The 24,673-nt window shown below is 69.4% G+C and carries 13 protein-coding genes; 3 read left to right on the forward strand and 10 right to left on the reverse strand.

The window, feature by feature from the left end:
• Nucleotides 1–38: 38 nt before the first annotated feature.
• Both eutC and N416_RS0103195 read right to left on the reverse strand, forming a co-directional pair.
• A complete protein-coding gene (eutC, locus tag N416_RS0103190) occupies nt 39–854 on the reverse strand; it encodes an ethanolamine ammonia-lyase subunit EutC (protein WP_024440688.1) in 816 nt (271 codons plus the stop codon).
• A complete protein-coding gene (locus tag N416_RS0103195; RefSeq protein ID WP_024440689.1) occupies nt 851–2,263 on the reverse strand; it encodes an ethanolamine ammonia-lyase subunit EutB in 1,413 nt (470 codons plus the stop codon). The genes eutC and N416_RS0103195 overlap by 4 nt, the downstream gene beginning before the upstream one ends.
• A gap of 232 nt (nt 2,264–2,495) precedes the next feature.
• Between N416_RS0103195 and hisN the strand changes: the two genes are divergently transcribed.
• The 3 genes from hisN to N416_RS0103210 all read left to right on the forward strand — a co-directional run bounded on the left by hisN (nt 2,496) and on the right by N416_RS0103210 (nt 6,584).
• Nucleotides 2,496–3,275: a histidinol-phosphatase gene (gene hisN / locus N416_RS0103200; RefSeq protein WP_024440690.1), complete on the forward strand. Its 780-nt coding sequence runs from the start codon at nt 2,496–2,498 to the stop codon at nt 3,273–3,275.
• A 373-nt stretch (nt 3,276–3,648) separates the two neighbouring features.
• Nucleotides 3,649–5,043 carry an aspartate aminotransferase family protein gene (locus N416_RS0103205; RefSeq protein ID WP_024440691.1) on the forward strand — a complete coding sequence of 465 codons (1,395 nt, stop codon included), beginning with the start codon at nt 3,649–3,651 and terminating at the stop codon, nt 5,041–5,043.
• Nucleotides 5,040–6,584 (forward strand): FGGY-family carbohydrate kinase, encoded by a 1,545-nt coding sequence (locus N416_RS0103210; protein ID WP_024440692.1) that lies wholly within the window; start codon nt 5,040–5,042, stop codon nt 6,582–6,584. Before N416_RS0103205 ends, N416_RS0103210 begins: the two co-directional genes overlap by 4 nt.
• Nucleotides 6,585–6,601: 17 nt before the next feature.
• Here N416_RS0103210 and N416_RS0103215 read toward each other — a convergent pair whose 3' ends face one another.
• From N416_RS0103215 to N416_RS0103250, 8 genes are read right to left on the reverse strand one after another with little or no spacing between them, the layout of a single operon-like run.
• On the reverse strand, nt 6,602–7,120 hold the full coding sequence (locus N416_RS0103215; RefSeq protein WP_125079294.1) for a hypothetical protein: 519 nt from the start codon (nt 7,118–7,120) through the stop codon (nt 6,602–6,604).
• A 36-nt stretch (nt 7,121–7,156) separates the two neighbouring features.
• Entirely contained in the window at nt 7,157–7,387 is a 231-nt protein-coding gene (locus N416_RS0103220; RefSeq protein WP_024440694.1) for an MbtH family protein, read from the reverse strand.
• Nucleotides 7,368–8,660: an NADPH-dependent L-lysine N(6)-monooxygenase MbtG gene (gene mbtG, locus N416_RS0103225; protein WP_024440695.1), complete on the reverse strand. Its 1,293-nt coding sequence runs from the start codon at nt 8,658–8,660 to the stop codon at nt 7,368–7,370. The genes N416_RS0103220 and mbtG overlap by 20 nt, the downstream gene beginning before the upstream one ends.
• Complete coding sequence (locus N416_RS21260) at nt 8,657–13,072, reverse strand: non-ribosomal peptide synthetase (protein WP_051190160.1); 4,416 nt, start codon at nt 13,070–13,072, stop codon at nt 8,657–8,659. The genes mbtG and N416_RS21260 overlap by 4 nt, the downstream gene beginning before the upstream one ends.
• Nucleotides 13,069–19,662: a non-ribosomal peptide synthetase gene (locus tag N416_RS0103235; RefSeq protein ID WP_024440696.1), complete on the reverse strand. Its 6,594-nt coding sequence runs from the start codon at nt 19,660–19,662 to the stop codon at nt 13,069–13,071. The genes N416_RS21260 and N416_RS0103235 overlap by 4 nt, the downstream gene beginning before the upstream one ends.
• On the reverse strand, nt 19,655–22,603 hold the full coding sequence (locus N416_RS0103240) for an SDR family NAD(P)-dependent oxidoreductase (protein WP_024440697.1): 2,949 nt from the start codon (nt 22,601–22,603) through the stop codon (nt 19,655–19,657). Before N416_RS0103240 ends, N416_RS0103235 begins: the two co-directional genes overlap by 8 nt.
• Nucleotides 22,597–23,922 carry a polyketide synthase gene (locus N416_RS0103245; protein ID WP_024440698.1) on the reverse strand — a complete coding sequence of 442 codons (1,326 nt, stop codon included), beginning with the start codon at nt 23,920–23,922 and terminating at the stop codon, nt 22,597–22,599. Before N416_RS0103245 ends, N416_RS0103240 begins: the two co-directional genes overlap by 7 nt.
• Nucleotides 23,915–24,661 carry a thioesterase II family protein gene (locus N416_RS0103250; protein ID WP_024440699.1) on the reverse strand — a complete coding sequence of 249 codons (747 nt, stop codon included), beginning with the start codon at nt 24,659–24,661 and terminating at the stop codon, nt 23,915–23,917. Before N416_RS0103250 ends, N416_RS0103245 begins: the two co-directional genes overlap by 8 nt.
• Nucleotides 24,662–24,673: the final 12 nt, after the last annotated feature.

The following is a 24,673-nucleotide window of genomic DNA, read 5'->3' on the forward strand; positions in this document are numbered from 1 at the left end:
CGATCTTAAGACACCACGCGCGGATCGAGCGTGGTTCGCTACGGCGGTTCAGCGAGGCTCGACGAAGGAGAGGCGAAGCTGGGACCGCCGCATGGACGCGGTCCCGGCCCGTGCAGCGCATCCACCGACGGCGCCTTCAAGTCGACGCCCGATCGGCCCAGTTGCCGTGCGCCGGTGATCAGGGCATCGATGACGCGCGCGGCCTCGAAGTAGCCGAGACCGTCAGGCGGGTGCACGTTGGACACGCAGTTGCGTTCGGCGTCGGTGCGTCCCGGCCTCGGCAGGTGCGTCAGATACAGCCCGAGGCTGCTGGCCACCGACAATCCCGGCCGCTCACCGATGAGCACCACCACGGTCTGCACGCCCATCGCCGCGCCGATATGGTCGCCGAGCGCCACCCGGGCTCCGGTGGCGATCACCGGTGCGGCGACGGTGCGGTGCGCGCCCACCACATCGGTCAGCGCGCGCAACAGCGGAACACCGTGCTCGGTCAGCGCCGCCGGAGACAGCCCGTCGCACAGCACGAAGCCCACCTGCGCTGCACTACAAGGAATTTCACTCAGATCGCTCGGTAGGCGCCCCAGGTCGGGGCGCCGCAGGTATTCCTCACGGCTGCTCGCTCGGCTGGTCACCGCCACGGCTTCACCGAGTCCCACCGCGGCCACCTGCCGTGCCAGGTGCTCGACGTCGAACGGTTGACGCACTGCGTCGCGGGCCACGGCGTGCGCCGCCCGGAACTCCAGCACGCTGCGGGTCGGCTGCGCGTCACCGGAGCGGCCGAGCCCGATCCGCGCCTGGGTGTGGCGGCGCAGGCTCTGCCAGATGTCCTCCTCCGGTTCAGCGACGAGGCTCATGCCGGCGCCGCCAGCGAACGCAACGGTGAGCGCTCCACCGCATTGGGAAGCACCCGGCCGGACTCATCGGCGATACCGATCCCCTGCAGCCAGGTCTCGAACTCGGGAGCTGGACGCAGGCCCAGCACCCGGCGCGCATAGAGCGCGTCGTGGAAGGACATGCTCTGGTAGCCCAGCATCACGTCGTCGGCGCCGGGGACCGTGATCACGAAGTTGCAGCCGGCGACGCCGAGCAGCGTGAGCAGGGTGTCCACGTCGTCCTGGTCGGCCTCGGCGTGATTGGTGTAGCAGACGTCGACACCCATCGGCAGGCCCAGCAGCTTGCCGCAGAAGTGGTCCTCCAGCCCGGCCCGGACAATCTGCTTCCCGTCGTAGAGGTATTCGGGTCCGATGAACCCGACCACCGTGTTGACCAGCAGCGGCGAGAATTCGCGGGCCACCGCGTAGGCCCGGGCTTCGAGGGTCTGCTGATCGACCGGCCGGCGTCCGCTGCCCAGGTGGGCGTGCGCGCTCAGCGCCGAGCCCTGGCCGGTTTCGAAGTACATGACGTTGTCCCCGACGGTCCCGCGCCGCAGTGCACGCCCGCCCTCGTGGGCGGTCCGTAGCAGATCGAGGCTCACCCCGAAGCTGCGGTTGGCCCGCTCGGTACCGGCGATCGACTGGAACACCAGGTCGACCGGGACACCGCGCTCCATCAGCTCGATGGTCGTGGTCACGTGCGAGAGCACGCAGGACTGCGTCGGGATCTGGTAGCGCAGCCGGATGTCGTCGAGCAGATACAGCAGCTCGGCGGTGGCCTGCGGTGAGTCGGTGGCCGGGTTGATACCGATCACCGCGTCGCCGCAGCCGTGCAGCAGCCCGTCTAGCGTGGCTGCGGCGACGCCGCGAGGGTCGTCGGTCGGATGGTTGGGCTGCAGCCGGGTCGCCAGGCGGCCCGGCAGGCCCAGCGTGGTGCGAAACGCGCTGGTGACCGTTACCGATCTCGCCACCGCGATCAGGTCCTGGTTGCGCATCAGCTTGCTGACCGCGGCCACCACCTCGGGGGTCAGCCCGGGCGCGACCCGGCGCAGGGTATCGGCCGCGGTCGGCGTCGCGGCCACCTCCAGCAGCCAGTCCCGCAGGCCGCCGACGGTCAGATGCGACACCGCGGAATAGCTCGCACGGTCGTGGCGATCGACGATCAGCCGGGTGACCTCGTCGGTCTCGTAGGGCACGACAAGATCGCGCAGAAAGGTGTCCAGCTCGACCTCGGCCAATGCCCATTGCGCCGCGGCTCGTTCGGCGTCGCTGACGGCGGCACAGCCGGCCAGCTCGTCACCGGATCGGCGTGGGGAGGCCTTGGCCAGCAGGTCGATCAGCCCGTCGAACTGGTAGGTGGCGCCGGCCAGCGTCTGGGTGTAGGTGGTCACCGCTGGCCCCTTCCGCTGTGCCGGGATTCCCCAGATCGCGTCGACGACGGCACGCTGGTGCGACGAGGAAATGTCGTGGTGCCGATATGAATCGCGGGCAAGAATTGCAACCCGCTGCCCCAGTTTTACATATCGGCGACGCGATCCCATAATTCGCCAATTTCGTCGGGGAGCAGAGAAACACCTAACTCGGTGGTACTGTCCCCCGCTTGTGGGAATTGCAGCGGAATCCATGAATGACGATCTGACCCTGGCGCTGAGCCTGGCGGACCTGGCCGACGCCATGACGATGGACCGGTTCGGGGCACTGGACCTGCGGGTCGACACCAAGCCGGACCTCACTCCGGTCACCGACGCCGACCGCGCGGTCGAGGTCGCCCTGCGCGACGCCCTGGCTCGCGACCGGCCCGGCGACGACGTGCTGGGCGAGGAGTTCGGCGGTAGCGCGACCTTCAGCGGCCGCCAGTGGGTCATCGACCCGATCGATGGAACCAAGAACTTCGTGCGCGGTGTGCCGGTGTGGGCCACCTTGATCGCCCTGCTCGACGACGGTGTGCCGCGCGTCGGTGCGATCAGCGCCCCCGCGTTGGGCAGGCGGTGGTGGGCCGGCGACGGCCTGGGCGCGTTCGCCGCGGTCAACGGGGCGCCGCCGCGACGGCTGTCGGTCTCCGCGGTGGCAGATCTGGGCTCGGCGAGCCTGTCGTTCGCCGGGCTCACGCAGTGGGCGCACCTCGGGCTGCGTCAGCGATTCCTGGATCTGACCGACTCCGTATGGCGAACGCGCAGCTACGGCGACTTCTGGGCCCATTGCCTACTTGCCGAGGGAGCGCTCGACATCGTGGTCGAGCCCTCATTGTCGCTGTGGGATATGGCAGCTCTGGACATCCTGGTACGCGAGGCGGGTGGCACCTTCACCGATCTCAACGGCACCGCCGGCCCCCACGGCGGCAGCGCGGTGGCCACCAACGCCAAGCTGCACGCGGCGGTCTTGGACCGTCTCGGCGTGGCCTAGCCCTGGCGCGCACTCCCCCGGCACCGCATTAACAACAAAATCTTGTTAATGCGTTCGCTTTTTGGTGTTGGAACTCTCTCCTGCAATTTGACATTATAGGCCCGCGGCTATTCAACAAATGGCGCGGCAATTCTTACCGCCCCGCCCGCAGCCGATATTCGGATACGTTCAGGAGACCATGAATTCGAGTATTTCACTGCGGGACCACGGGTGGGCCAGCCGGGGTGCCACCCCCGGAGTGGGCGCGACGTGACGTGACACCACGTCGGGCGACCATGGTTAGCTCAGCTACTGCGCGTGCGAACAACAACACGATGATCCCTCGGGGTTTCTGACCCGGAGGGGTCCTCAAGATGGAGGATCTGCTCTCACCATGTCCGATTTTCCCTACACGGACCGCTTCACCGTCAACCGCACGCTGCCCGAGCAGGGCCGGCCGCGTGACGAAGTGCTCGCGGAACTGCGTGAGATGGCGCAGGCCGAAGACCCCACCTGGGAAACCGGCAAGGTATCCGGGACCATGTACTGCGGTGACCACGAGCATTACCGCTTCCTCGATGAGGCATTCGGACTGTTCGCCCACGTGAACGTGCTGCAACGCGACATCTGCCCGTCGGCGACCAAGTTCGAGGGCGAAATCATAGCGATGGCCCTGGACCTGATGCACGCGGAGGCCGTCACCGACACCGAGCCGGTCGGAATGGTCACCACCGGCGGTACCGGCAGCATCATCCATGCGCTGCTGGCCTACCGGGAGCACGCCGCCAAACACCGGGGCATCACGCGACCCAATTTCATCAAGCCCGAAACCGGTCACCCGGCCTTCGACAAGGGCTGCCATCTGTTCGGCATCGAGCTGCGCACGGCGCCGATCGATCCGCAGACCACCCAGGTGGACGTCGACTGGGTGGCCGACAACATCGACGAGAACACCATCGCGATCATGGGCTCGGCCTGCAATTACGGCTACGGCACCGTCGACCCGATCCCGGAACTGGGCCAGCTGGCCCTGCAGCGCGGGGTGGGGTTGCACGTCGACGGCTGTCTGGGCGGGTTCGTCCTGCCTTTCGCCCAGGAGCTGGGCTACGACGTCCCACTGTTCGACTTCCGGGTGCCCGGAGTCACCAGCATCTCCGCGGACAACCACAAGTACGGCTACGCGTTGAAGGGCTCCTCCACGCTGCTCTTCCGCGACAAGGCCTACCGCAACGCGCAGTACTTCTACCTGCCGGAGTGGTCCGGCGGTAAGTACCACTCGCCCGGGATCGAGGGCTCCCGCTCGGGTGGGCTGATCGCCGCCGCGTGGGCATCGATGGTGCAGCTGGGCCGGGAGGGCTACCGGACCTACGCCAAGGCAATCCTCGAGACGGCATCGACCATGCAGGACGCCGTGCGCAGCCACCCCGAGCTGACGATCTTGGGCTCACCGACGTTCTGCTTCAGTTTCCGCTCCGACGAATTCGACATCTACCACGTCGCGGACGCGATGAAGCCCAAGGGCTGGCGCTTCAACGGCCAGCAATACCCCAACGCCATCCACATGGCCGTCACCCGGCCGCAGACCCAGCCCGGGGTGGCAGAGGCATTCGCCGCCGACCTCGACGACGCGGTCGAGTACGCCAAGAAGAAGACCGCCGCCGGCGAGGCGCCGATCAGCGCCGCGATCTATGGCGGCGTACCCGGTGGAATGACCGATGAGGCGGCCCAGTTCATCGAAGGGTTCATGGAGCACATCCTCGACACCCAGCAGTCCTTGCCGCCCCTATGAGCAGTGCGCAGCACGTCGATCGCGTCGTTCTGGCCGTCGACCTCGGCACTGGTGGCCCCAAAGTCGGTTTCGTGTCGCTGGACGGCACGGTGTTGTGGTCGGACCTCATCGCGGTCGCGACCGAGTACGGGCCGGACGGGGCCGCCATCCAGGACGCCGGCCTGTGGTGGGAGATCATCCGCGACGCCACCAAACGCGGGCTGGCGGAGAGCGGAATACGCGGCGAGCAGGTGGCCGGGGTGTCGATCACCGGCCAGTGGGCCAGCACCATCCCGGTCGACGCCGAGGGACGGCCGGTGGGCCCGTGCGTGATGTGGATGGACACCCGCGGTGCGCCCTACAGCCGCAAGGCATTCGGCGGGCGGGTGGCCAGCTACCGGCCGCGGGTCCTGCTCAGTTGGCTTCGTCGCAACGGCGGCGTGCCCTCGCCCAGCGGCGACGACCCGGTCGGCCACATGCTGTACCTGCAGCACGGCGACCCGGACGTCTTCGCGGCAACCCGCTGGCTTCTGGAGCCGGTCGACTACCTCGGCATGTGTTTCACCGGACGGGCGGCAGCCTCGCGGGCCTCGATGATGGGCACCTGGCTCACCAACAACCGCAACCTGGGCGTGCTCGACTACGACGACGTGCTGGTGCGGCTGTCCGGTGTGGACCGGGCCAAACTGCCGCCGTTGCTGCCGACCGGCTCCATCATCGGCCCGGTGGCACCGTCGATCGCCGCCGAACTCGGCATATCACCCGCGGCCCAGGTGGTTACCGGCACGCCAGATCTGCACAGCGCGGCGGTGGGCGCTGGTGCGGTGCGTCAGGGTGAGCTGCACCTGACCATCTCCACCACATCGTGGATCAGCTGCCCGGTGGCGTTCAAGAAGACCGATGCGTTCCACCAGCTGGCTACCGTTGCGGGCCTCGACCCGGCGTCCTATCTGCTGGTCAACAACCAGGACACCGCGGGCCGGGCGCTGCAGTGGTTGCGCGACACCGTTTTCGACGACCTCACCTACGACGATCTGACCGCGGTGGCGGCGGGCGCACCGGCCGGCTCGAACGGAGTGATCTTCACGCCCTGGCTCAAAGGCGAGCACTCCCCCGTCGACGACCGCCGCGCCCGCGGCGGGTTCCACAACCTGTCGCTGTCCACCACCCGAGCCGACCTGGTGCGTGCGGTGCTCGAGGGCGTCGCCTACAACAGCCGCTGGCTGCTCGAGTTCGTGGATCGGTTCACTCCCAGCGCCGGACCGATCCGGATCGTCGGCGGCGGGGCGCGTTCGGACCTGTGGTGCCAGATCATCGCCGACGTCACCGGCCGCACCTGCGAGCGAGTGGCCGATCCGATGAACGCTCAGTTGCGGGGCGCGGCCCTGTTCGCCGGGATCGGGATGGGCGAGCTGGATCGCGACGCGTTGCGTGATCTGATCCCGCTCGACGGCGTATTCGAGCCCGTGGCCGCCAATCGCGAGGTCTATGACCGGCTCTTCGCCGAGTTCCCCGGGCTCTACAAGGCACAGAAGGGCATGTTCAGCCGCCTCAACCGCTGACCGACCCGTTCTGCGGGCTAGTGGGCCGCCATGATCTGCATCAGCTGTGCCGCCGAGTCATGCGACAGCACCCAACGACCTTGGTCGACGAGCTGCAGCGGGATGGTCTGCGGCGCAGCCATCTTGGGACCCGTGATGGTGACGTTGGCCAGCCCCTGGCCCTCGCCGGTCTGCACGACGTTGATCACGTCGAAGTTGTAGGGCAGCTCTCCGTCGCGATAAGCCTTGCGCAGCTCGCTGTCGAGCCCGTGGCCCTCGTGCTGCGTGATGCCGTTCTCGACCAGGTCGGCCTTCTCCTTGTAGCCGATGCCGGCGTCGCTGAGCCTGGTCAGCATGCCCGACACCTCCCCCGTCGTGGGCAGCGGCACACCCGAGGGCTGCGGCGGGGCCGGCGCGGGCTCCAGCGGGGCGGGACCACCAGTCACCGAGTCCTGCGGTGCGGCCGGTTCTGCGGACGCCACACCTCCCCCGAACAACCCGGACACTCCGACCGCAGCCAGCGCCGCAGCGCTCAGGAGTAGAAGTCTTCCAGTCACGGTTCCCCCTTTTCAACGACGGATACCGGAGCCAGGCTACCCCCGTTCGGCCGCCATGGCATCACGAAGACTCTTGGGCCGCAGGTCGTTCCAGTGCTGCTCGACGTAGTCCAAACAGGCCGCGCGGTCGGCACCCTGTTCACCCCCGTAGACCACTGACCACCCAGCGGGAACAGTGGCGAACGTCGGCCACAGGCTGTACTGCTCCTCGTCGTTGACCAGCACGTAGAAGCTGCCGCTTTCGTCGTCAAAGGGATTGGTGCTCATCGGATCTCCTCGGTATCGGTGGCGCAGCGGAAAGGTGGGCGCCCAGCACCCGGTCGGACAGCAGTCCCAAGCAGCTCAGGTTGGGAAAACCAGGCCCCTGAGTGAGCCCGGCCAAGTTCGGCAGGAAGAGCTTCGGAGTGACGTCGGTGATGGCCAGGTCGTGCCCGATCGCTTCGGCCAGCCGGTCGCCGGAAAGCGGTCCGCCCAAGCCCAGCTCGAGCAGGTCCAAGGTGTCCTGGCCGAACAGCGATACGAACCACAACGGATCGGCGCCGGAGCCGTCGATCACCAGATCGAAACCGTGCACGGTCTCGAAATTCTCGCCGCCGCGGTTGGTGCTCAGCGTCAAACGGATTCGGCCATCGCGAGCCACCGCGTGCGCGACCCGGCCCCGCAGGTGGCGGATCCGGTCGTCGGCCAGCAGCGCGTCTTGCACCCGGGCCGAGAACACCCCACGGTCAGTGCGGGCCAATGCATCTCGACGCTCCGCCAAGGTCAGCGCGGTCCAGTCGGTGGGATCTGAGAACAGGGCGTTCTCGAAGAATCCCTCGCCACGGGTGAACAGAGTCACCTGTGGGGAGATCACGGTGATCGTCGAAACCCGGTGCCGGAAAAGCTCATTGAGCATCGATGCGGCTGTCTCACCGCCGCCGATGACGGCCACGCGCTCGGCGCTGATCCGGTCGGCCGCAGCGCGATGCCAGAACTGCGCGATGGACAGCACCAGCGGGTTGCCGGGCAGGATCGACTTCTCGGCCTGCCCCGGGCCGGTGATCATCACCGCGTCTGCGGCGACTGTAGTCTCCCGGGAGGCCTCCCTAGTGTGCAGCACCCAGCCTGCGCCGTTCACCCCCAGCCGCTCCACCTCGCCGGGAATCACGTTGAGTTGCACCGCGTCGGCGACCCAGCGCAAGTACTGGCTCCACCGCAGGTGGGTGGGGGCCGGCCGGCCGCGGTCGACCCACTCGGCGAACTGGCCGGTGGCGATCAGATAGGACTGCCAGCCGTAGCGGGTCATGCGTTCGTCGAGTTCGGCGTTGCGGCCGGCCACCAGTGCCGAGCGGTACGGGAAGCCGACGTCCTTCTCCGGGCTGGTGCCCAGCCGGTGCGCGCCGTCGGTCCAGCCGCCGGTCGCGCGCCAGTTGGCGGCGACCTCGGTGCGCTCGACGGCAACCACATCCGGTGCGGCGACACCCATCTCGCGTAGTGCGGCGGCCTTGGCGGCCACCGCGACCGCTTTGGCCCCGGCCCCTACCACCGCAAGTGTGCTCATCGCAGTTCCTCCACCAGGTCGCCCAGGCTGTCGGTGAACAGCTCTTGCAGTTGCACGATCTCGGCGTCGCCGAGGATATCGGGCAGTGTGCGCCACTGGGTCATCAACGCCTGTCCCGCCCCGAGGTCGGCCACCGCAGCGAAGACGCTGAGCTCGTGACGTACCGCCTGACCAGGTTCGGGCACCGACGGCAGACCGGCGATCAGGTCGGGCGCCACGGCTGGCCCGCCCCCGGCACGGTCGACCCGGCCCAGGTAGTTCAGCAGCACCTGCGGCCCCGGCTGAGCCGCCAGCCGCTCGGCGGTGTCGGCACGCAGGTAGGCCAGCAGTCCGTAGTCGATTCCGCCTCCCGGGATGCCAGCAAGTGCGCCCGCCACCCCGGCCGGGTCGGCCTGGGGCACCCGCAGCGGATAAATGGCGGACAGCAATCCGGCGATGTCGGCGGTGTCGACACCGGTCACGACCTCCTCGGCACGTCCGTGGGTCTCCAAGGCCAGCAGTGGGACCGGCCCGGCCTGTCCGCGGCGGGCCCGCCAGGCGGTGACCATCCGCGCGATCGCCGCGACCAGCAGGTCATGCATCGGAACGGGCAAGGCCGACAGCGCGGCGGTGAGCCCCGGGTCGGCGACGGTCACCGACACGGTGAGATCACTGGCGCGATCACGCGCGGGGTCGACCCGCCGAGCACCCAGATCCGGGTCGCCGCCGGCCAGCTGGGCGGCCCAGAAGTCGACGGTGTCCAGGGTCTGCGCACGTTCCTGCAGCGCCGCCGCCCAGCGCCGGTAGCCGCTGCGCTCCGGCAGCGGCTCCGCCCCGGTCAGCGCGGCGTGCAGCTCACCCAGGATCACCTGCCACGACACCGGGTCCAGTGCCAGCACGTGCCCGCATAACATCAGCACTCCCGCACTGTCCGGCGCGCGCAGCCACACTGCGCGCAGCATGACTCCGTTCTCCGGATCCAGGCTCTCCAACAGCCGGGTGCCGTGCGCGGTGACCACCGAAAGGTCGGCCGCCGCGACCGTGACCTCGGTCAGGACGTCGACGGGCTCGATCGGGTACAGCGTCAGCTCCGCGGTGTCGAGTCGGGCACGCAACAACGGATGCGCGGCGACGATCGCGGCCAGGGCGGCCCGCAGCTGCTCGGGCGCGGTGTCGTCGGGCAGGCGAATCGCTTCGACCTGCCCCAACCGGCGCGGGTCGCCGTACTGATAGAGCCAGCGGCCCGCCGGTAGCAGCGGAATCGGCCCGTCGGGCGCCTGCGATCCGTCGCGCTGTGCCGCTTCGCCGGCTTCGGCCATCTCGCGGTCCAAGTCGGCAGCCACGTCCCGAATCGTGTTGCAGCTCAAGATGGTCCGCGGACGCAGCGGCAGGCCTCGCCGGCGGGCCGCCCGCACCATCGACAGTGCGACGATGCTGTCCAGACCCAGCTCGCGCAGATCGGTCTCGACTCCCGGCGCCGCACCTGCCACCGCGTCGGCGCCCTCCGGGCCGGCGAACACCTCGGCAAGCAGTTCCACCAAGACCCGTTCGGTGTCGGTGGCCGCCGCTACCCCCCCGCTGACGAAGGGACCGGCGAGCTCCAGCAACACCGCGGTGTCCAGCTTTCCGTTCGCGGTCAACGGCATCGACTCCACCGCGGTGATTCGGGCAGGCATCAGGTAGGACGGCAAGCGGCTACCGATCTCGGCGCGCACCCGGGTGATGTCCACCTGCGCGCCGGTGACGAAACCGGCCAGCTGGGTGCCGGCCGGCCCCTGCACGGGAAGAACCGCCGCCGCGGTCACCCCGGGCACGGCGGCCAGCGCGGCCTCGACCTCAGCGATCTCGACCCGGTACCCGCGCACCTTGACCTGGTCGTCGGCGCGGCCGAGATAGACCAGGCGGCCATCGGTTCGGCGCCGGACCAGATCCCCGGTGCGATACATCCGGCCGCCGGCGCGAAACGGGTCGGCGACGTAGCGGGCCGCGGTCGCCCCGGCGCGGCCCAGATAGCCGCGGGTGACCTGCACTCCAGCCAGGTACAGCTCGCCGGCCACCCCATCGGGCACTTCGCGCAGGGCAGAGTCCAGTACGTGGGCGCTCATGCCGCGCACCGCTTCTCCGATCACCGGCACATCGGTGTCGGCGACGTCGGCGACAACGGCTTCCACCGTGGTCTCGGTGGGTCCGTAGCAGTTGTGGACCGCAGTCGAGGGCGCCGCACGCAGTCGTGCCCACGTGTGCGGTGCGATCGCCTCGCCGCCGAGCGCCAGCACAGTCAGGCGGTGGTCGGAGCCGGCATCCAGCAGGCCGGCGTCGAACAGTTGGGTGAACATCGACGGTGAGGTGTCGATCATGTCCAGCCGGTGCCGGCGGATGCCGTCGATGATCGCCTCGGCGTCACGCATCTCGTCGGTGGAGAACAGATGTACGCACTGACCACCTAGCAGACCGACCAGCGGCTGCCAGCTCGCGTCGAAACTCAGTGACCAGGCGTGCGCGACCCGTAGTGGCCGGCCCAAGCGCGCGACGGCGGGCGCGTACATGCGTTGCTGGTGGTCGGCGAAGTACGACGCCAGCGCGCGGTGGGTGCCGACAACGCCCTTGGGTTCTCCGGTGGATCCGGAGGTGAAGATCACGTAGGCGGCCGAGTCGGGGTGGATCACCACCGGAGTCGGCATCTGCACCGCGTCTTCGGCGCGCAACTCGGACAGCAGTGGGACGGTCAGTGTCAGCTTCGGGCCGGCTTGGCGCAGAATCGAGTCGATGCGCACCTCGGGCAGGCCGATGTCGACGGGAACGTAGGCCGCCCCGGCCTGCAGCACCGCCAGAATCGCAATGACCGAGTCCAGCGAGCGCGGCAGCGCTATCGCGACCCGGTCTTCTGGGCCGATCCCGCGGGCGGCCAATGTTCGTGCCAGTGCGGCGGATTCGGCCGCCAACTCGGCGTAGGTCAGGCTGCGGTCCTCGCCGGTGAGCGCTGGACTGTCCGGATGCGCTGCGGCGGCCGCGGCGAACAGCGCGGGCACCGAGGACTCGGGTTTGATGTGGCGGTCCGCCGGATCGGTGATGCGGCTCCGCTCGACGGGCAGCAGCACGTCCAGGTCAGCGACGCGCGGCCGCGCCGGGTCGGGAAGCTGGCGCAGCACCTGCAGCAACCGCTGCCCCAGATCGGGAACTGACAACTCCCCCAGCGCATCCGGGACCGCCTCGAGCAGCACGGTGAGCCGGCCGTCGCGGGGCGGGTAGCTGACCAGCGTCAGCGGGTAGTGCGTGAGGCTTTCCACCGTCACCGGGATGAAACGCACCCCGTCCGCAGTGGTCACCCCGGCTGTCGCCGAGCCGATGGGCGCGTTCTCGAATACCAGCAGAGTGTCGAAGACCGCGTTGCTGCTGGCCCGCTGCACCGTCGACAGACTCAGATAGCCCAGGTCGCGCATGGCAGCGGTATCGCGTTGCAGCGCTTGACAGGTGGCGACCACCTCGGCGCGCGGCGGCGTCGACGCGGCCACCGGGACGGTGTTGATGAACAGACCGACCATGGTCTCGACGCCGGTGAGCTGTTGCGGGCGGCCCGACACCACCGCGCCGAACGCCAGGTCGGTCCGGTCGGTGAGCCGGCCGAGCAGCACCGCCCAGGCGAACTGCAGCACCGTGTTCAGCGTCAGGCCGTGGCGGCGAGCCCACTCGGTCAGCCGCGCGGTGGCCTCGCTGTCCAGCGCGACCTCGTGGGTCTGCGGGAGCGCACTGCCCACCGCGAGCCGTTCTCCGCCGGCCAGCATGGTCGGGCCGCTCAGCGGAGCTAGGTAGTCGCGCCACCGCTGTGTCGCGGCGGCAGTGTCTTGGCTTGTCAGCCAGCCGATGTAGTCGCGGTAGGGGCGCGGGGCAGGCAGCGGGTCGACACCGCCGGCGCGGTAGATCGCCACCATCTCGTCGAAGAACACCGCCATCGACCACCCGTCGATCAGTAGGTGGTGCACGGTGAGGATCAGCCGGTACTGCTCGGGGGCGGACCGGGCCAGCACGAAGCGCAGCAACGGTCCGCGGGCCAAGTCGAAATTCGTGGTGCGTTCGATGCGCGCAAGCTCATCGAACTCGCTTGGTGCAGCCTCAATTTCCCGCCACGGAAGAACCGCTGTCGCCGGGATGATCTGTACCGGGTGTGGCAGGTCGACGTCCCAGAACGATGCCCGCAGATTCGCATGCCGGGCCAGCATCGTCTCGGCACTGCGGCGTAACAGCCCTGCGTCGACGGGACCGACGATGTCGATGACGAACTGCACGGTATAGACATCGATGCCGTCGACACCGCCTCCGTCATCGGTGGCGAGCTTGGCCAGCGAGAACAGTCCCTGCTGCAGCGGGGAGAGTGCCAGCACGTCCTCGATCGCCGCAGGGCGCGCAGTGCTGTGCGCAGACGCAGTCTCGGTCACGGCGAATCACCCCATGCCGCGGTCAGATCGGCCAGTGCATCGCTGCTCAGACCCGAGACGCTCATCGGCTCAAACGCCGTGTCGGCGGCTTCCGGTGTGCCACCGGCCGCGGCCGCAGCGTCGACAGCGGTGGCCAGTTCGGCGAATGTCGGGTGCTCGAAGATCATCCGCGGGTCGACGTCCAGCCCCGCCGCGCGCGCCCGCGCGGCCAGCTGCACCGACAGGATGCTGTCGCCGCCGACTTCGAAGAAGCCGTCGCTGCGCCCGATCGCCGCGACACCCAAGAGCTCGGCGCAGATTCCGACCAGGGTCTGTTCCGTGGCAGTGACCGGTGGGTCCGATTCCCCGCGGGTGGCCACCGCCGGCTGCGGCAGCGCGGGCCGATTCAGCTTCCCGGAGTCCGTCAACGGCATGGCGTCGAGCACCGTCAACGATGACGGGACCATGTAGCCCGGCAGCGTCGCGGCCACGGCCGCACGCACTGAAGCGATGAACTCCGCCGCGTCCGAGACCGGGGCCGCAGGTACCAGGTAGCCGGCCAGGGTGCTCACACCGCGCTGCTCCCAGGTGCGGGCAGCGGCCGTCGCCACTCCCGGTGCGCCACGCAACGCGGCCTCCACCTCGGCCAGCTCCACCCGGAAGCCACGCACCTTGACCTGGTGGTCGGTGCGACCCACAAACTCCAGCACCCCGTCGTGGGTCCAACGGGCCCGGTCGCCACTGCGGTAGAGCCGATCACCGGGTTCGTCTGAGAAGGGGTTGGCGACGAAGCGGGTCGAGGTCAGTCCCGGCCGCTTCCAGTAGCCGCGGACGATCTGCGGGCCCGCGTAATAGACCTCGCCGACCACCCCCGGCGGCACCGGCTGCAACGCATCGTCGAGCAGGTAGGCCTGCGATCCGGGGGTGGGCCGGCCCAGTTTCGGGGTGGGCGGCTCCAGTTCGCCGCGCACTGCCGCACCGGAGGTCTCAGTGGCACCGAAGTTGTTGAGCAGCTGGGCATCCGGATCAAGTGCCGCGCCCAGCCGAGCCAGCAGGTCCGCCGAGACGGGTTCACCGCTGCACACCAGCCGGCGCAGGCCGCGCAGCGCGTCGGGTGCCGAATCGGCCAGCACCGAGATCAGGCTGGCCACCGCGGTCACTTGAGCCACCCGCTCGTCCACGATCAGCCGTGCCAGTGCTTCGGGGTTACGGAATTCGTTGTCGTCGGCCAGAATCAGCGTCGCCCCGGCGGCCAACCCCGCCAGCATCTCCATGCCGCCTTCCAGGAACGTCATCGACGACTGGGCCAGCCGGATGTCCTCGCCGGGGACCGGATAGTGGGCGATCTGCCAGTTCAGGCGTGCGCTCATCGACCGGTGGGTGCCCAACACGCCCTTGGGCACGCCAGTGGATCCGGAGGTGAACACCAGATACATCGGGGCATCGGGGTGCGGCACCGGAAGGTTCACCGCGGCAGCGTCTTTGGCCAGATCCGACTGCACGTCGGCGTCGTCCAAGCAGAGCAGCGTGACACCGTCCGGCGCGGGAATCACGTCCCGGGTGGCCTCGCTGACCAGGATCACCTTCGGCGCGACATCCTCGATCATGAATTCGAGGCGCTGACGCGGATAGCTCGGGTCCAGCGGGAAGTAGCCGGCGCCGGCCTTCATGATGCCGACCAGCGCCACCGGCAGATCCAGGTCCCGGCGCACCGACAGACCCACCAGGGTTCCGGGCTCCACGCCGGCGGCGATCAACAGTTCGGCAAGCCGGTCGGAGCGAGAATGCAGCTGCGGGTAGCTGAGCTCGGCTCCGGCGCAACGCACGGCGACGCCGTCGAAGCTCCGGCTGGGCGCCAGCACGTCGGCGATGGTTTGCGGATCGCCCGCGGGAATCTCGGCACCGCGACTCCACTGCTGCAGGATGCGCTCGCGTTGCTGCTCGTCGACCAGGCTGATGTCGCGCAGCGCCCGACCCGGATCGCCTGCCATGGTCGCCAGCACCCCGCCCAGCCAGTCGGCCAGTCGCTGCACGGTGGCACGCTCGTAGAGGTCGGTGCGGTAGATCAGATGTCCGTCATAGCCTTCCCCGTCGGAGTCGGCTGTGGTGAACAGATTCACCGACAGGTCGGCGTGAGCGATGTCGAACGTCGGCATCACGGTGCGGAACACCAGGTCGCCCTCGGGTCCGGTGTCGACGACGTGGGTGACGTCGGCCGCTTCGCGGACGTGGACCACCACCTGGAACAGCGGGTTGCGCGACAGCGTGCGGACCGGGTTGAGCGCCTCTACCAGCCGGTCGAACGGCAGGTCGGCATGCGCGTAGGCACCCAGTGCGGTTTCCCGCGCCCGGGCCACCACCTGGCGCAGTGTCGGGTTTCCGGACAACCGGTTTCGCAGAACCACGATGTTGACGAAGAACCCGACCAGGTTGTCCAGTGCGTTGTCGGTGCGTCCGGCGATCGGCACCCCGAGCGGGATGTCGTCGCCGCTGCCGGCCAAATGCAGCAGTATCGCGACCGCGGACTGCACCACCATGAACTCGGTGGCGCCGGTCTCGCGGGCCAGCGCCGCAAGCCCTGCTCGCACCTGCGGGGGGACGGTGAAGGCGACCGAGTCACCGGAGCCGTTCGCGGTGGCGGGCCGCGGAAAGTCCGGCCGCGGTCCGGTGTCGTCGGCCAGCCCGGCCAGTTGCTCGATCCAGTAGCGACGTTGCGCCTCGATCAGACCGGACTCGTCGCGCAGCAACTCGCCCTGCCAGTGCGCGAAGTCCGCGTACTGCAACGCCGGCGGCTCCCATGCCGGGGCGGAGCCGGCGGCGCGGGACCGGTAGGCGATCAGCAGGTCGGTGAAGAGCACCTCGACCGACCAGTGGTCGGCGGCGATGTGGTGCACCACCAGGGACAGCACCCGTTCGTCGCCGGGCAGGTGCAGCAGCGCCGCCCGGATCGGCCAATCCCGTTCCAGGTCGAACGCGATGCTGCGCTGCTCGTCGAGTCGGGCCCGCGTCCATGTTGTGACCGCACCCGGATCGGTTTCGGGGCAGTGCAGTTCGGTCACCGGCACCGCTGCGCCGGCGTTGATCACCTGATGTGGCAACCCGTCGATCTCGCGGAACGTGGTGCGCAGGCTGTCGTGGCGGCCCACCATGTCACCGATGGCGGCGGTCAGGGCGGCTGTGTCGCAGGGGCCGGTGAGCCGGGCCGTCAGCGGAATGTTGTCGCCGGTGGCACCCGGGTCCAGTCGGTAGGCGAACCAGGTTCGCAGCTGCGACGCCGAGACCGGAAGGTTGCCGGAGCGCGGTACGGCAACCAGCGGCGGTCGACCGGCCCCGTTCTCGCCGGGTTGCGCGGCCGGCGCCCGGTCGATCGCGGCGGCCAGCCGGGCCACCGTGCTGGCCTCGAAGATCTCCCGGATGCCGATCTCCACCTCGCAGCGGGCGCGGATCGCCGCGACCAGTTTGGTGGCCAGCAGCGAGTGACCGCCGAGGTCGAAGAACGAGTCGTCGGCACCCACCTGGTCGCGGGAGAGCAGTTGCGCGAACAGTTGCGCCACCACGTGTTCGGTGTCGGTCTGCGGCTCCCGGTACGGGGTGCTCTCGATCGGGTGCGGGTCGGGCAGCGCGGCCCGGTCGATCTTGCCGTGCGCTGTGATCGGGATGTCGTCGACCACCACGTAGGCCGCCGGCGCCATGTATTCCGGCAATGCCGCGGCCACGCGGGCCCGGATCCGCGGGATCTCGACGGTGTCTTCTCCGGCGCCCGGGCCGGCGGGGGTCAGGTAGGCGACCAGGCTGCGGCCCAACCCGGGAAGGTCCGAAACCACGACCACGCACTGGCCGACGCTGGGATCCACCGAGATGGCCGAGGCCACCTCGCCGAGCTCGATCCGGAAGCCGCGGACCTTGACCTGGTCGTCGGCGCGGCCGATGAATTCCAGCTCGCCGGCGGTATTGCGGCGGGCAAGATCACCGGTGCGATACAGCCGCTGGCCGGGCGTCCACGGATCGGCGACGAAACGCTCGGCGGTCAGACCGGAGCGGTCGAAGTAGCCGCGGGCCATATGTGTTCCGCCGATGTAGATCTCGCCGATCACCCCAACCGGGACCGGTTGCAGCGCGTCGTCGAGCAGCCACATGGTGGTATTGATGTTCGGGCTGCCGATCGGCACGATCCGGTTGCCCTGCGGGCCTTCCACCTTGTGTCGGGACGAGTTCACCACGGTCTCGGTGGGGCCGTAGAAGTTGTGCAGCAGGGCGTCGAAGGTGGCGTGGAACTTGTCCGCGAGTTCGCCCGGCAACGGTTCGCCACCGATCGGGATGCGCCTCAGGGTGCGCCATTGGTTCACGCCGGGCAGCGACAGGAACAGGCCGAGCAGCGACGGCACGAAGTGCATGGCGGTGACGCCTTCGCGCTGCAGCAGGTCGGTCAGGTAGCCGATGTCGCGCAGACCATCCGGGCGCGGAATCACCAGCCGGGCACCGCTTCCCAGGGTTCCGAACAGTTCACCGATCGACACGTCGAAGCTCGGTGATGCGACCTGCAGCAGGACGTCGGTGTCGTCGATTCCGTACTCGCCGCCGAACCAGACCAGGTACTCGGTGATCGGGGCGTGGGAGACCTCGACCCCCTTGGGCAATCCTGTCGAACCCGACGTGTAGATGAGGTAGGCCAGATTCTCCGGACGCAGCGGGCGTACCCGGTCGGCGTCGGTCGGGTCGGTGTCGGGCCGGCCGGCCAGCTCGTCTTCGGTCAGCGGTTCCCGCAGCACGATCGACGGTCGAGCGTCACCGAGGATGAATTCGATGCGATCCAGCGGATACTCGGGGTCGACGGGAACGTAGGCCGCGCCGGCTTTGGCGATACCCAGGGCGGTGACCACCAGATCGGTCGAACGGCCGAACAGCACCGCGACCTTGTCTTCGGTGCCGATGCCCGCGGCGATCAGGTGGTGTGCGATCCGGTTGGCGCGCGCGTTGATCTCGGCGTAGGTGTACCGGCCGTGATCGTCGACAACGGCGATCGCGTTCGGGGTGGCCGCGGCCCGGTCGGCCACCAGCGCGCCCAGGGTGGCCGGCGCCCCCGGTGGCGGGACGAAGTCGGGTCCGCGAGAGATCGCGTCCAACCAGGCCCGGTCGTCATCGCCGAGCATGTCCAGCTCGCCGACGGTTGTCTGGGGCTGTGCCACGGCGGCGGACAACAGCTGCACCAAGTGGCGCAGCAACTGCTCCACCAACGCCTCGTCGAGCACGTCGTGCAGGTACTCGGCCTCGATCAGCGCGCCGTCCGGCCCGGCCTCCACCATGATTCCCAGCGGCAGCTGGGCGACCTTGCCGCGGTAATCGGCTCGGCTGCAGGTGATCCCGTCCGGCTGGAAGCCGCCCCCTTGGGCCGAGCGGAAACCGAAGCTGAGCCGAGTGAGTCGTTCCACACCCCCGTGCCGACGATCCGGGTTGAGTTCGCGCACCACCCGGTCGAGGTTGATGCCCTGGTTTCCGAACGCCCCCAGGGCAGCGTCGCGGGTGTGCGTCAGCAGTTCGCTGAATCGGGTGGCGGCGTCCACTTTCGCGCGCAGCACCACGGTGTTGCCGAAGTAACCGATGGCTCCTTCGGTGCCGGCGGTGCGGTTGAGCACCGGTGAGGCGATGAGGAAGTCATCGGTGGCCGTGTAGCGGTGGATCAGGGCGGACAGGGCCGCGGCGATCACCATGTAGGGCGTCGCGCCGTTGCTGCGGGCCAGCTCGGTTATGTCGGACATCAACTCCGCCGGCAGGGTGCGGGTACACAGTCCGGCGCGCAACGTGCTGGGTATCGCCGAGCCGTGCGGGCCGGGCAGTTCCAGCGGGTCCGGCGGGTCGGCCAGCAGGGTGCGCCAGTAGGTCAGCTCGGCGTCATGGCCCGAGCCGGCCGCAACGGTGGGGTGCGGTACGGGGGCGCGGGTGGCGAACTGATCGGGGTCGGCATAGGCGGCCGTGAGGTCGGCGAAGAAGACCGCCCAGGAGTCGTCGTCCCAGGCTATGTGGTGGGCCACCAGCAGCAGGATGTGTCCGTCCGGTGCGACCCGGACCAGGGTGAGTCGCAGCGGGGCATCGGAATCCAGCCGGAACGGGGTGGCGAATTCGCGCTGAGCCAGGACTTCCAGGCGCAGCGCGCGGGCCTGTTCGGCGAGGTCGGACAGGTCGTGTGTGGCAAAGCCGGGCGTGACCTCGGAGATCACCGGGTGCGGTTCGCCCGCGTCATCGACGGAATAGACGGTGCGCAACACGGGGTGGCGCGCCGCCACCGCGGCCAGCGCGGCCCGCAATCGGGTGCCGTCCAGCGGGCCGGTGAGACGGTAGGAGACCGAAATATTGGCCAGGGCGCCGTCCGGGTCGAGCGCCTGCACGAACCACATACGGCGCTGTCCGTCGCTCATGGCCGGCGGCGCAGACCCGTTGCCCGGCCCGGACTGCGGCTCCGAAGATGCAGTGGCCAGCCCCCGTTCGGCGAGTCTGCGGCGCAGCAGTTCCAGCCGCAGCTCGTTGGCGTCGGTCGCCTGTTCGACGGTGCCCTGCGGCGATTCCAGCTTCGCCTCTCCTTCGTCGAGCCTCGCTAAACCGCCGGTGTCAGTCATGGGTGAACACAGTCCTTTCCGTAGCCGCGGCCGGTGCTGCGTCATCGGTCAGCGTCGCCGTCAGCTGAGCTCCGGTCATTCCGGCCAGCAGCGGACCGAGCGCCACTCGTAAACCGGTGGCCCGCCCCAAGCGCTTGCGCAGGTCCAGCGCAAGCAGTGAATCCAGGCCGAGGTCGACCAGCGCCCGGTGCATGTCGATGTCGTCGGGGCCTTCCAAGCCGAGCACCGTCACCAGTTCGTCGGCCACCACCTCGCCGATCGGGCGGTCGGCCTGGCCGTCCACCGTTGCGCCGGTCAGTGCTGCGTCGAAGGGCGAGGGCACGCCCTGGCTGTCGAAGAACACCGCCAGTCGATCGAAATCGGCGGCCAGGATCGCCGGGTCGTGCGGCGCGGCAAGAAGTCCGGCGGCGATAGCGGCTTCCGGGGCCATCGGCGTGAGGCCGGTTCGGGCGATCCGGTCCTTCTCCTCGCCGCTGACCACGGCCACGCTGCGCCACAGCCCCCAGCGGATGGAGGTGGCGCCCAAGCCCTGCCCCCGAAGCTGTCCCACCAGCGTGTCAGCCATCCGGTTGGCCGCCGCGTAGAGTCCGTGTCCCAACCCGCCCCACAGCGCCAGCACCGAGGAACAGACCAACACGCGTGCGCCGGCGTCCAGCGGCCAATGCCGTGCCAGGTTGCCCAGTCCGATCACCTTGGCGCCGAACGCGTCCCGGACTGCCGCAGCGGTCACCTTCGACCTGGCCACGGCCTCGGCCGACGCCGTATGCACCAGCAGTCCCGCCGGTGCCGGTCGATATTGCGCAATGACCGCCGCGACCGCGGTGTCATCGGTGATGTCGCAGCGGATCACGGTGATACGCGCCCCGGTACGCGCACGCAGCGCATCCAACTGCGGCGTACTCGCATCGCTGGCCCCACTGCGGCTGAGCAGGACGATGTCGCGGGCGCCGTGTTCGGCGCAGAACGCCGTGTAGGCCAATCCGATCGCACCGGTTCCGCCGCTGATCACCACGGTCTCCGGGACCGTCGGCACGGTTGCGGCGGCCCTGGACTCGACGAATCGGCGGGTCGCCAGGCTCCCCGCACGCACCGCGACCTCGGTGTCGGTCAGCCACAGTGCGGCACCGGCGGCTCGCAGGTCTGCAGCGGTGGGCTGCACCGGCAGGTCCAGATGGGCGAACGTGTGATCGGGGTAGTCGAATCCGATGCTGCGGTGCAGCGCGGCCAGGGCGGCTGCACCTGGCCGCGGCGACGGATCACCGGCAAGTTGCTCAGCGCCGCGGGTCACCAGCCATACCCGGCGGCAGTTCGGTCCCGGCTGAACCACGGTCTGGCTGGCGGCGTACCCGGCGAACTCGGTTGTTGCGGTGGCGATGTCGACCGCATCGGCGAGCGGAGCCACCAGAACCAGGAATTCGGCGTCGGCGGGGTCGACCACTTCGGCGTCCAGGGCATCCAGTTCCGCCGCCAGTTGCGCGGTCAGTTCACCCGATTGCCCGGCATAGTCGACGACGGCTATCCGCGCGGGCCGCTGTTGCGGCTCGGTGACCGGCAGCCAGCTTTCGGTCATGACCACCGGCATCCGATGGCGCGGCACCGACGTCTCCGCGCCGGCCCACAGCCGGTTGGTGTGCATCGGTGCGTGCGGGAAGTGCCGCAGCGGCGCGGAAGTTTGCGCCGGGGCGAAATCGCGCCAGCGGTAGCCGGGGTCGGCGATCGCCGCCGCGGCGACGTTGGCTGCCAGCGCCTCATTGGCCGGCTGGTCACGGTCGGCGCTGCCCAGCACCTGGGCGGCACCCACGGAGTCGCCGAGCGCCACCAGCAGGGTCGGGTGTGCCGACATCTCGATGAACGTCGTGACACCGCGCGCCACCGCGGCAGCGGCGGCCAAGTCGAACCGGACCTGCCGGCGCAGATTGTCGAACCAGTACTGCCGGAACGTGGTGCCGGGCGGGATCGGTCCGCCGTACACCGATCCGATGAATTCCACCGGAGCGCTGTGGAATTGCGCATCGGGAAGCTGCTCGGTCAGCTGGTCTCGCAGCGGCTCCAGGGCGCTGGTGTGCGCCGGGTAGCGCACCGGCAGTTCGCGGGCGAACACGCCACGCCGGCCGGCGGCTTCCAGAATCTGCTGTATGGCCGACCATTCGCCGGACACGACCACGGACTCGGGGCCGTTGACCACCGAGAGCTCCAGCCAGCCGGAGGTGGCGGCGATGAGGTCAGCGGCGGCGTCGGCGTTCAGGGCGAGCATCGCCATGCCGAATCGGACCGGTGCGTTGGCGGCCAGCAGGTCGGTCAGCTGCGCCCGCGCGGCCACCACCGCCACGGCGGCGTCCAAGTCCACCAGGCCGGCGATGTAGGCGGCGGCCACCTCGCCCAGGCTGTGGCCGACGGTGATGTCGGGCAGCACACCGAAATGCCGCCAGGTGGCGGCCAGCGCCGCGGCGTGGGTGAATTGGGCGGCTTGGACCACCACGGGATCGCTGTCCTCCATGCCGCGCAGATAGCTCAGCGGCGAGGCGTGACCGGCGCGCAGGAAGGCCTCATGGCAGCGGTCCGCCTCAGCGCGGTATGCCGCGACGCCGAGCAGTTCGGCTCCCATGCCCGGCCATTGATTCCCCTGGCCGGGAAACACGAAAGCGGTGCGCGCGGCCTCGGGTTGATGCGACTGGGCCACCAGCGGGTGTTCGACGCCGCGGTAGAGAGCCTCGAGGCCCGCGAGGAGCTCGGCGGCGTCACGGGCGCGGATCACCGCGCGGTAGCGGCGCACCGGGCGGGTTGCCCGCAGGGTCTGGGATACCGCTGGGACCCCCGCCGGGTGGGTGTGCAGGTAGCGCGCCAGGGCGCCGGCCTCGGCAGCCACCAGGTCGCGGGCGTGTGCCGAGATCAGCACGGGGATCCGGGCGTCGGGCAGCGTGGTCGGGTGGTTGTTCAGCACGAGGCGACCCCGGAAACGTCGTCCACCCCGACGATCAGATGCGCGTTGGTGCCGCTCATTCCGAACGCCGACACCGAGCCGATCCGGCGGCCGTTACTCGCCGGCCAGGGGGTGATGGTCTCGGCCAGCGCGATTCCGTGACCGTCCCAGTCGATGCCGTCGTGCCAGCCGTCGCGCACATGCAGGGTGGGCGGGATCGCCTGGTGCTCGGCGGCCAGCAGCACCTTGGTCAACCCGAGCGCCCCGGCCGCGGCCTGGGTATGCCCGATGTTGGATTTGACCGAGCCCAGCCGGGGTCCGATGCCGGCCGTCGTGTCGGTGCCGTAAACACTGATCAGCGAGCGCAGCTCTACCGGGTCACCGACCCGGGTTCCGGTTCCGTGGCCCTCGATCATCCCGACTTGGCTGGGATGTACGCCGGCGTCGGCCAAAGCGCGCCGGAACAGGCGCTGCTGGGCCGCTTCGCTGGGGGTGAGCAGACCGGGGGTGTGACCGTCCTGGTTGAGCCAGCTGGCCATGATCTCGCCGTAGATATGGCGACGGTCGCGTAACGCAGCCGACTTTCGTTGCAGCACAAAGATTCCCGCACCTTCAGCCCACACCGTTCCGGTGGCGGCGGCACTGTAGGGCCGACAATGACCGTCGTCGGAGAGGGCGTGCTGCTTGGAGAACTCCACGAAGAAGCCGGGCGAGCCCATCACGCACACCCCACCGGCGAGTGCCATATCGGTGTCACCGGTCTGGATCGCCTGCACCGCCAGGTGCAACGCGGACAGCGCCGACGAACAAGAGGTGTCGACGGTGATCGCCGGGCCGGCCAGGCCCAGGGTGTAGGCGATCCGGCCGGAGATCACCGACAGTGCGGTGCCGGGCAGCAGGTGACCGCTGTGCGCGCTGAACTGCGCCATGTCCGGGCCGTAGCCGGTGACCGAGGCACCCAGATACACGCCGGCGTCGTGGCCGGTGAGTTCGTCAGGGTTGATGCCGGCGTCTTCCAGGGCGCGCCAGGCCACCCGCAGTGCCACCCGCTGCTGCGGGTCCATCGCGACGGCCTCGCGCGGTGCGATACCGAAGAATCCGGGATCGAATTCGGCAGCGCCGGAGAGGAATCCGCCGGCGTTGCAGATCGGTTTGAAGCCGTCGCGGTGCGATCCCTCGATGAGTTCGCGCACCGCCCAGTCCCGGTCCTCGGGAAGGGGACTCAGGGCCTCGCGGCCGTCGGCCAGCAGTGACCAGTACTGCTCGGCGGTGTCGATGCCACCGGGCGCCTCGACGCCGAGGCCGGTGATGACGACCGGATCCTGGCGCCGATCATTCATCGGCGATGATCCGCTTCGCCAGGGTCTCGATGTGGTCGTAGTGATAGAAGTGCCCGCCGTCGTACAGCGACATCGACCAGGCGCCGGTGGTGTGCTCGGCCCAGCGCTCCAGCAGGTCGGCGCCGACCCGGTCGTCGGAGCGGCCACCCAGCACGGTGATGTCGGCGCCGATGGCGGTGTCAGGAGCGCACTGGTAACGGTTGAACGCCAGGTAATCCGAGCGCACCGGGGTCAGCAGCAGGGTGAGGAACTCCTCATCGGCCAGGATTCGCGGGTCGGTTCCGCCCAGCTGGGCGAGTTCGGCGCGCAGGTCGGCATCCCCGGTGGGCACCTTGCGCAGCCCGGCCACCACGCCGGGAGCGGGGGCGGCTGAGGCCCACAGCCGCTGGATCTCGATGCCGCGGCTTTCGGCCAGCCGGGCGAATTCGAATGCGACCAGCGCGCCCATGCTGTGGCCGAACAGGCGCAGCGGCCCGAGCTGATGCCAGGGTGCGGCGTCGAACAGGCTGCGGGCCAACTCCGGCAGGGTTTCGGCGGCCGGCTCACGGAAACGGTCGGCACGCTGCGGATACTGCATGACGTAGGTGTCGGCACCGGCGGCCAGGGCCAGCGCCAGCGGGCGGTAGTTGACCGCGGTTCCGCCGGCGTGCGGGAAGACCAGCGTGGGGGCGCCGGGGCCGGGAAAGCGGCCCATCCAGGAGGGGAACTGCGCGACGGCCGAGGTGTCGTCGACGGCCATCCGATCCCCTCG

This window comes from Mycobacterium sp. UM_WGJ (assembly GCF_000455125.1).
Classification (GTDB): Bacteria; Actinomycetota; Actinomycetes; order Mycobacteriales; family Mycobacteriaceae; genus Mycobacterium.

Coding starts and splice junctions, on each gene's coding strand:
- eutC (WP_024440688.1), bottom strand. CDS start 854: ATGAGCCTCGTCGCTGAACCGGAGGAGGACATCTGGCAGAGCCTGCGC.
- hisN (WP_024440690.1), top strand. CDS start 2,496: ATGAATGACGATCTGACCCTGGCGCTGAGCCTGGCGGACCTGGCCGAC.
- N416_RS0103205 (WP_024440691.1), top strand. CDS start 3,649: ATGTCCGATTTTCCCTACACGGACCGCTTCACCGTCAACCGCACGCTG.
- N416_RS0103210 (WP_024440692.1), top strand. CDS start 5,040: ATGAGCAGTGCGCAGCACGTCGATCGCGTCGTTCTGGCCGTCGACCTC.
- N416_RS0103220 (WP_024440694.1), bottom strand. CDS start 7,387: ATGAGCACCAATCCCTTTGACGACGAAAGCGGCAGCTTCTACGTGCTG.
- mbtG (WP_024440695.1), bottom strand. CDS start 8,660: ATGAGCACACTTGCGGTGGTAGGGGCCGGGGCCAAAGCGGTCGCGGTG.
- N416_RS0103235 (WP_024440696.1), bottom strand. CDS start 19,662: ATGACTGACACCGGCGGTTTAGCGAGGCTCGACGAAGGAGAGGCGAAG.
- N416_RS0103245 (WP_024440698.1), bottom strand. CDS start 23,922: ATGAATGATCGGCGCCAGGATCCGGTCGTCATCACCGGCCTCGGCGTC.
- N416_RS0103250 (WP_024440699.1), bottom strand. CDS start 24,661: ATGGCCGTCGACGACACCTCGGCCGTCGCGCAGTTCCCCTCCTGGATG.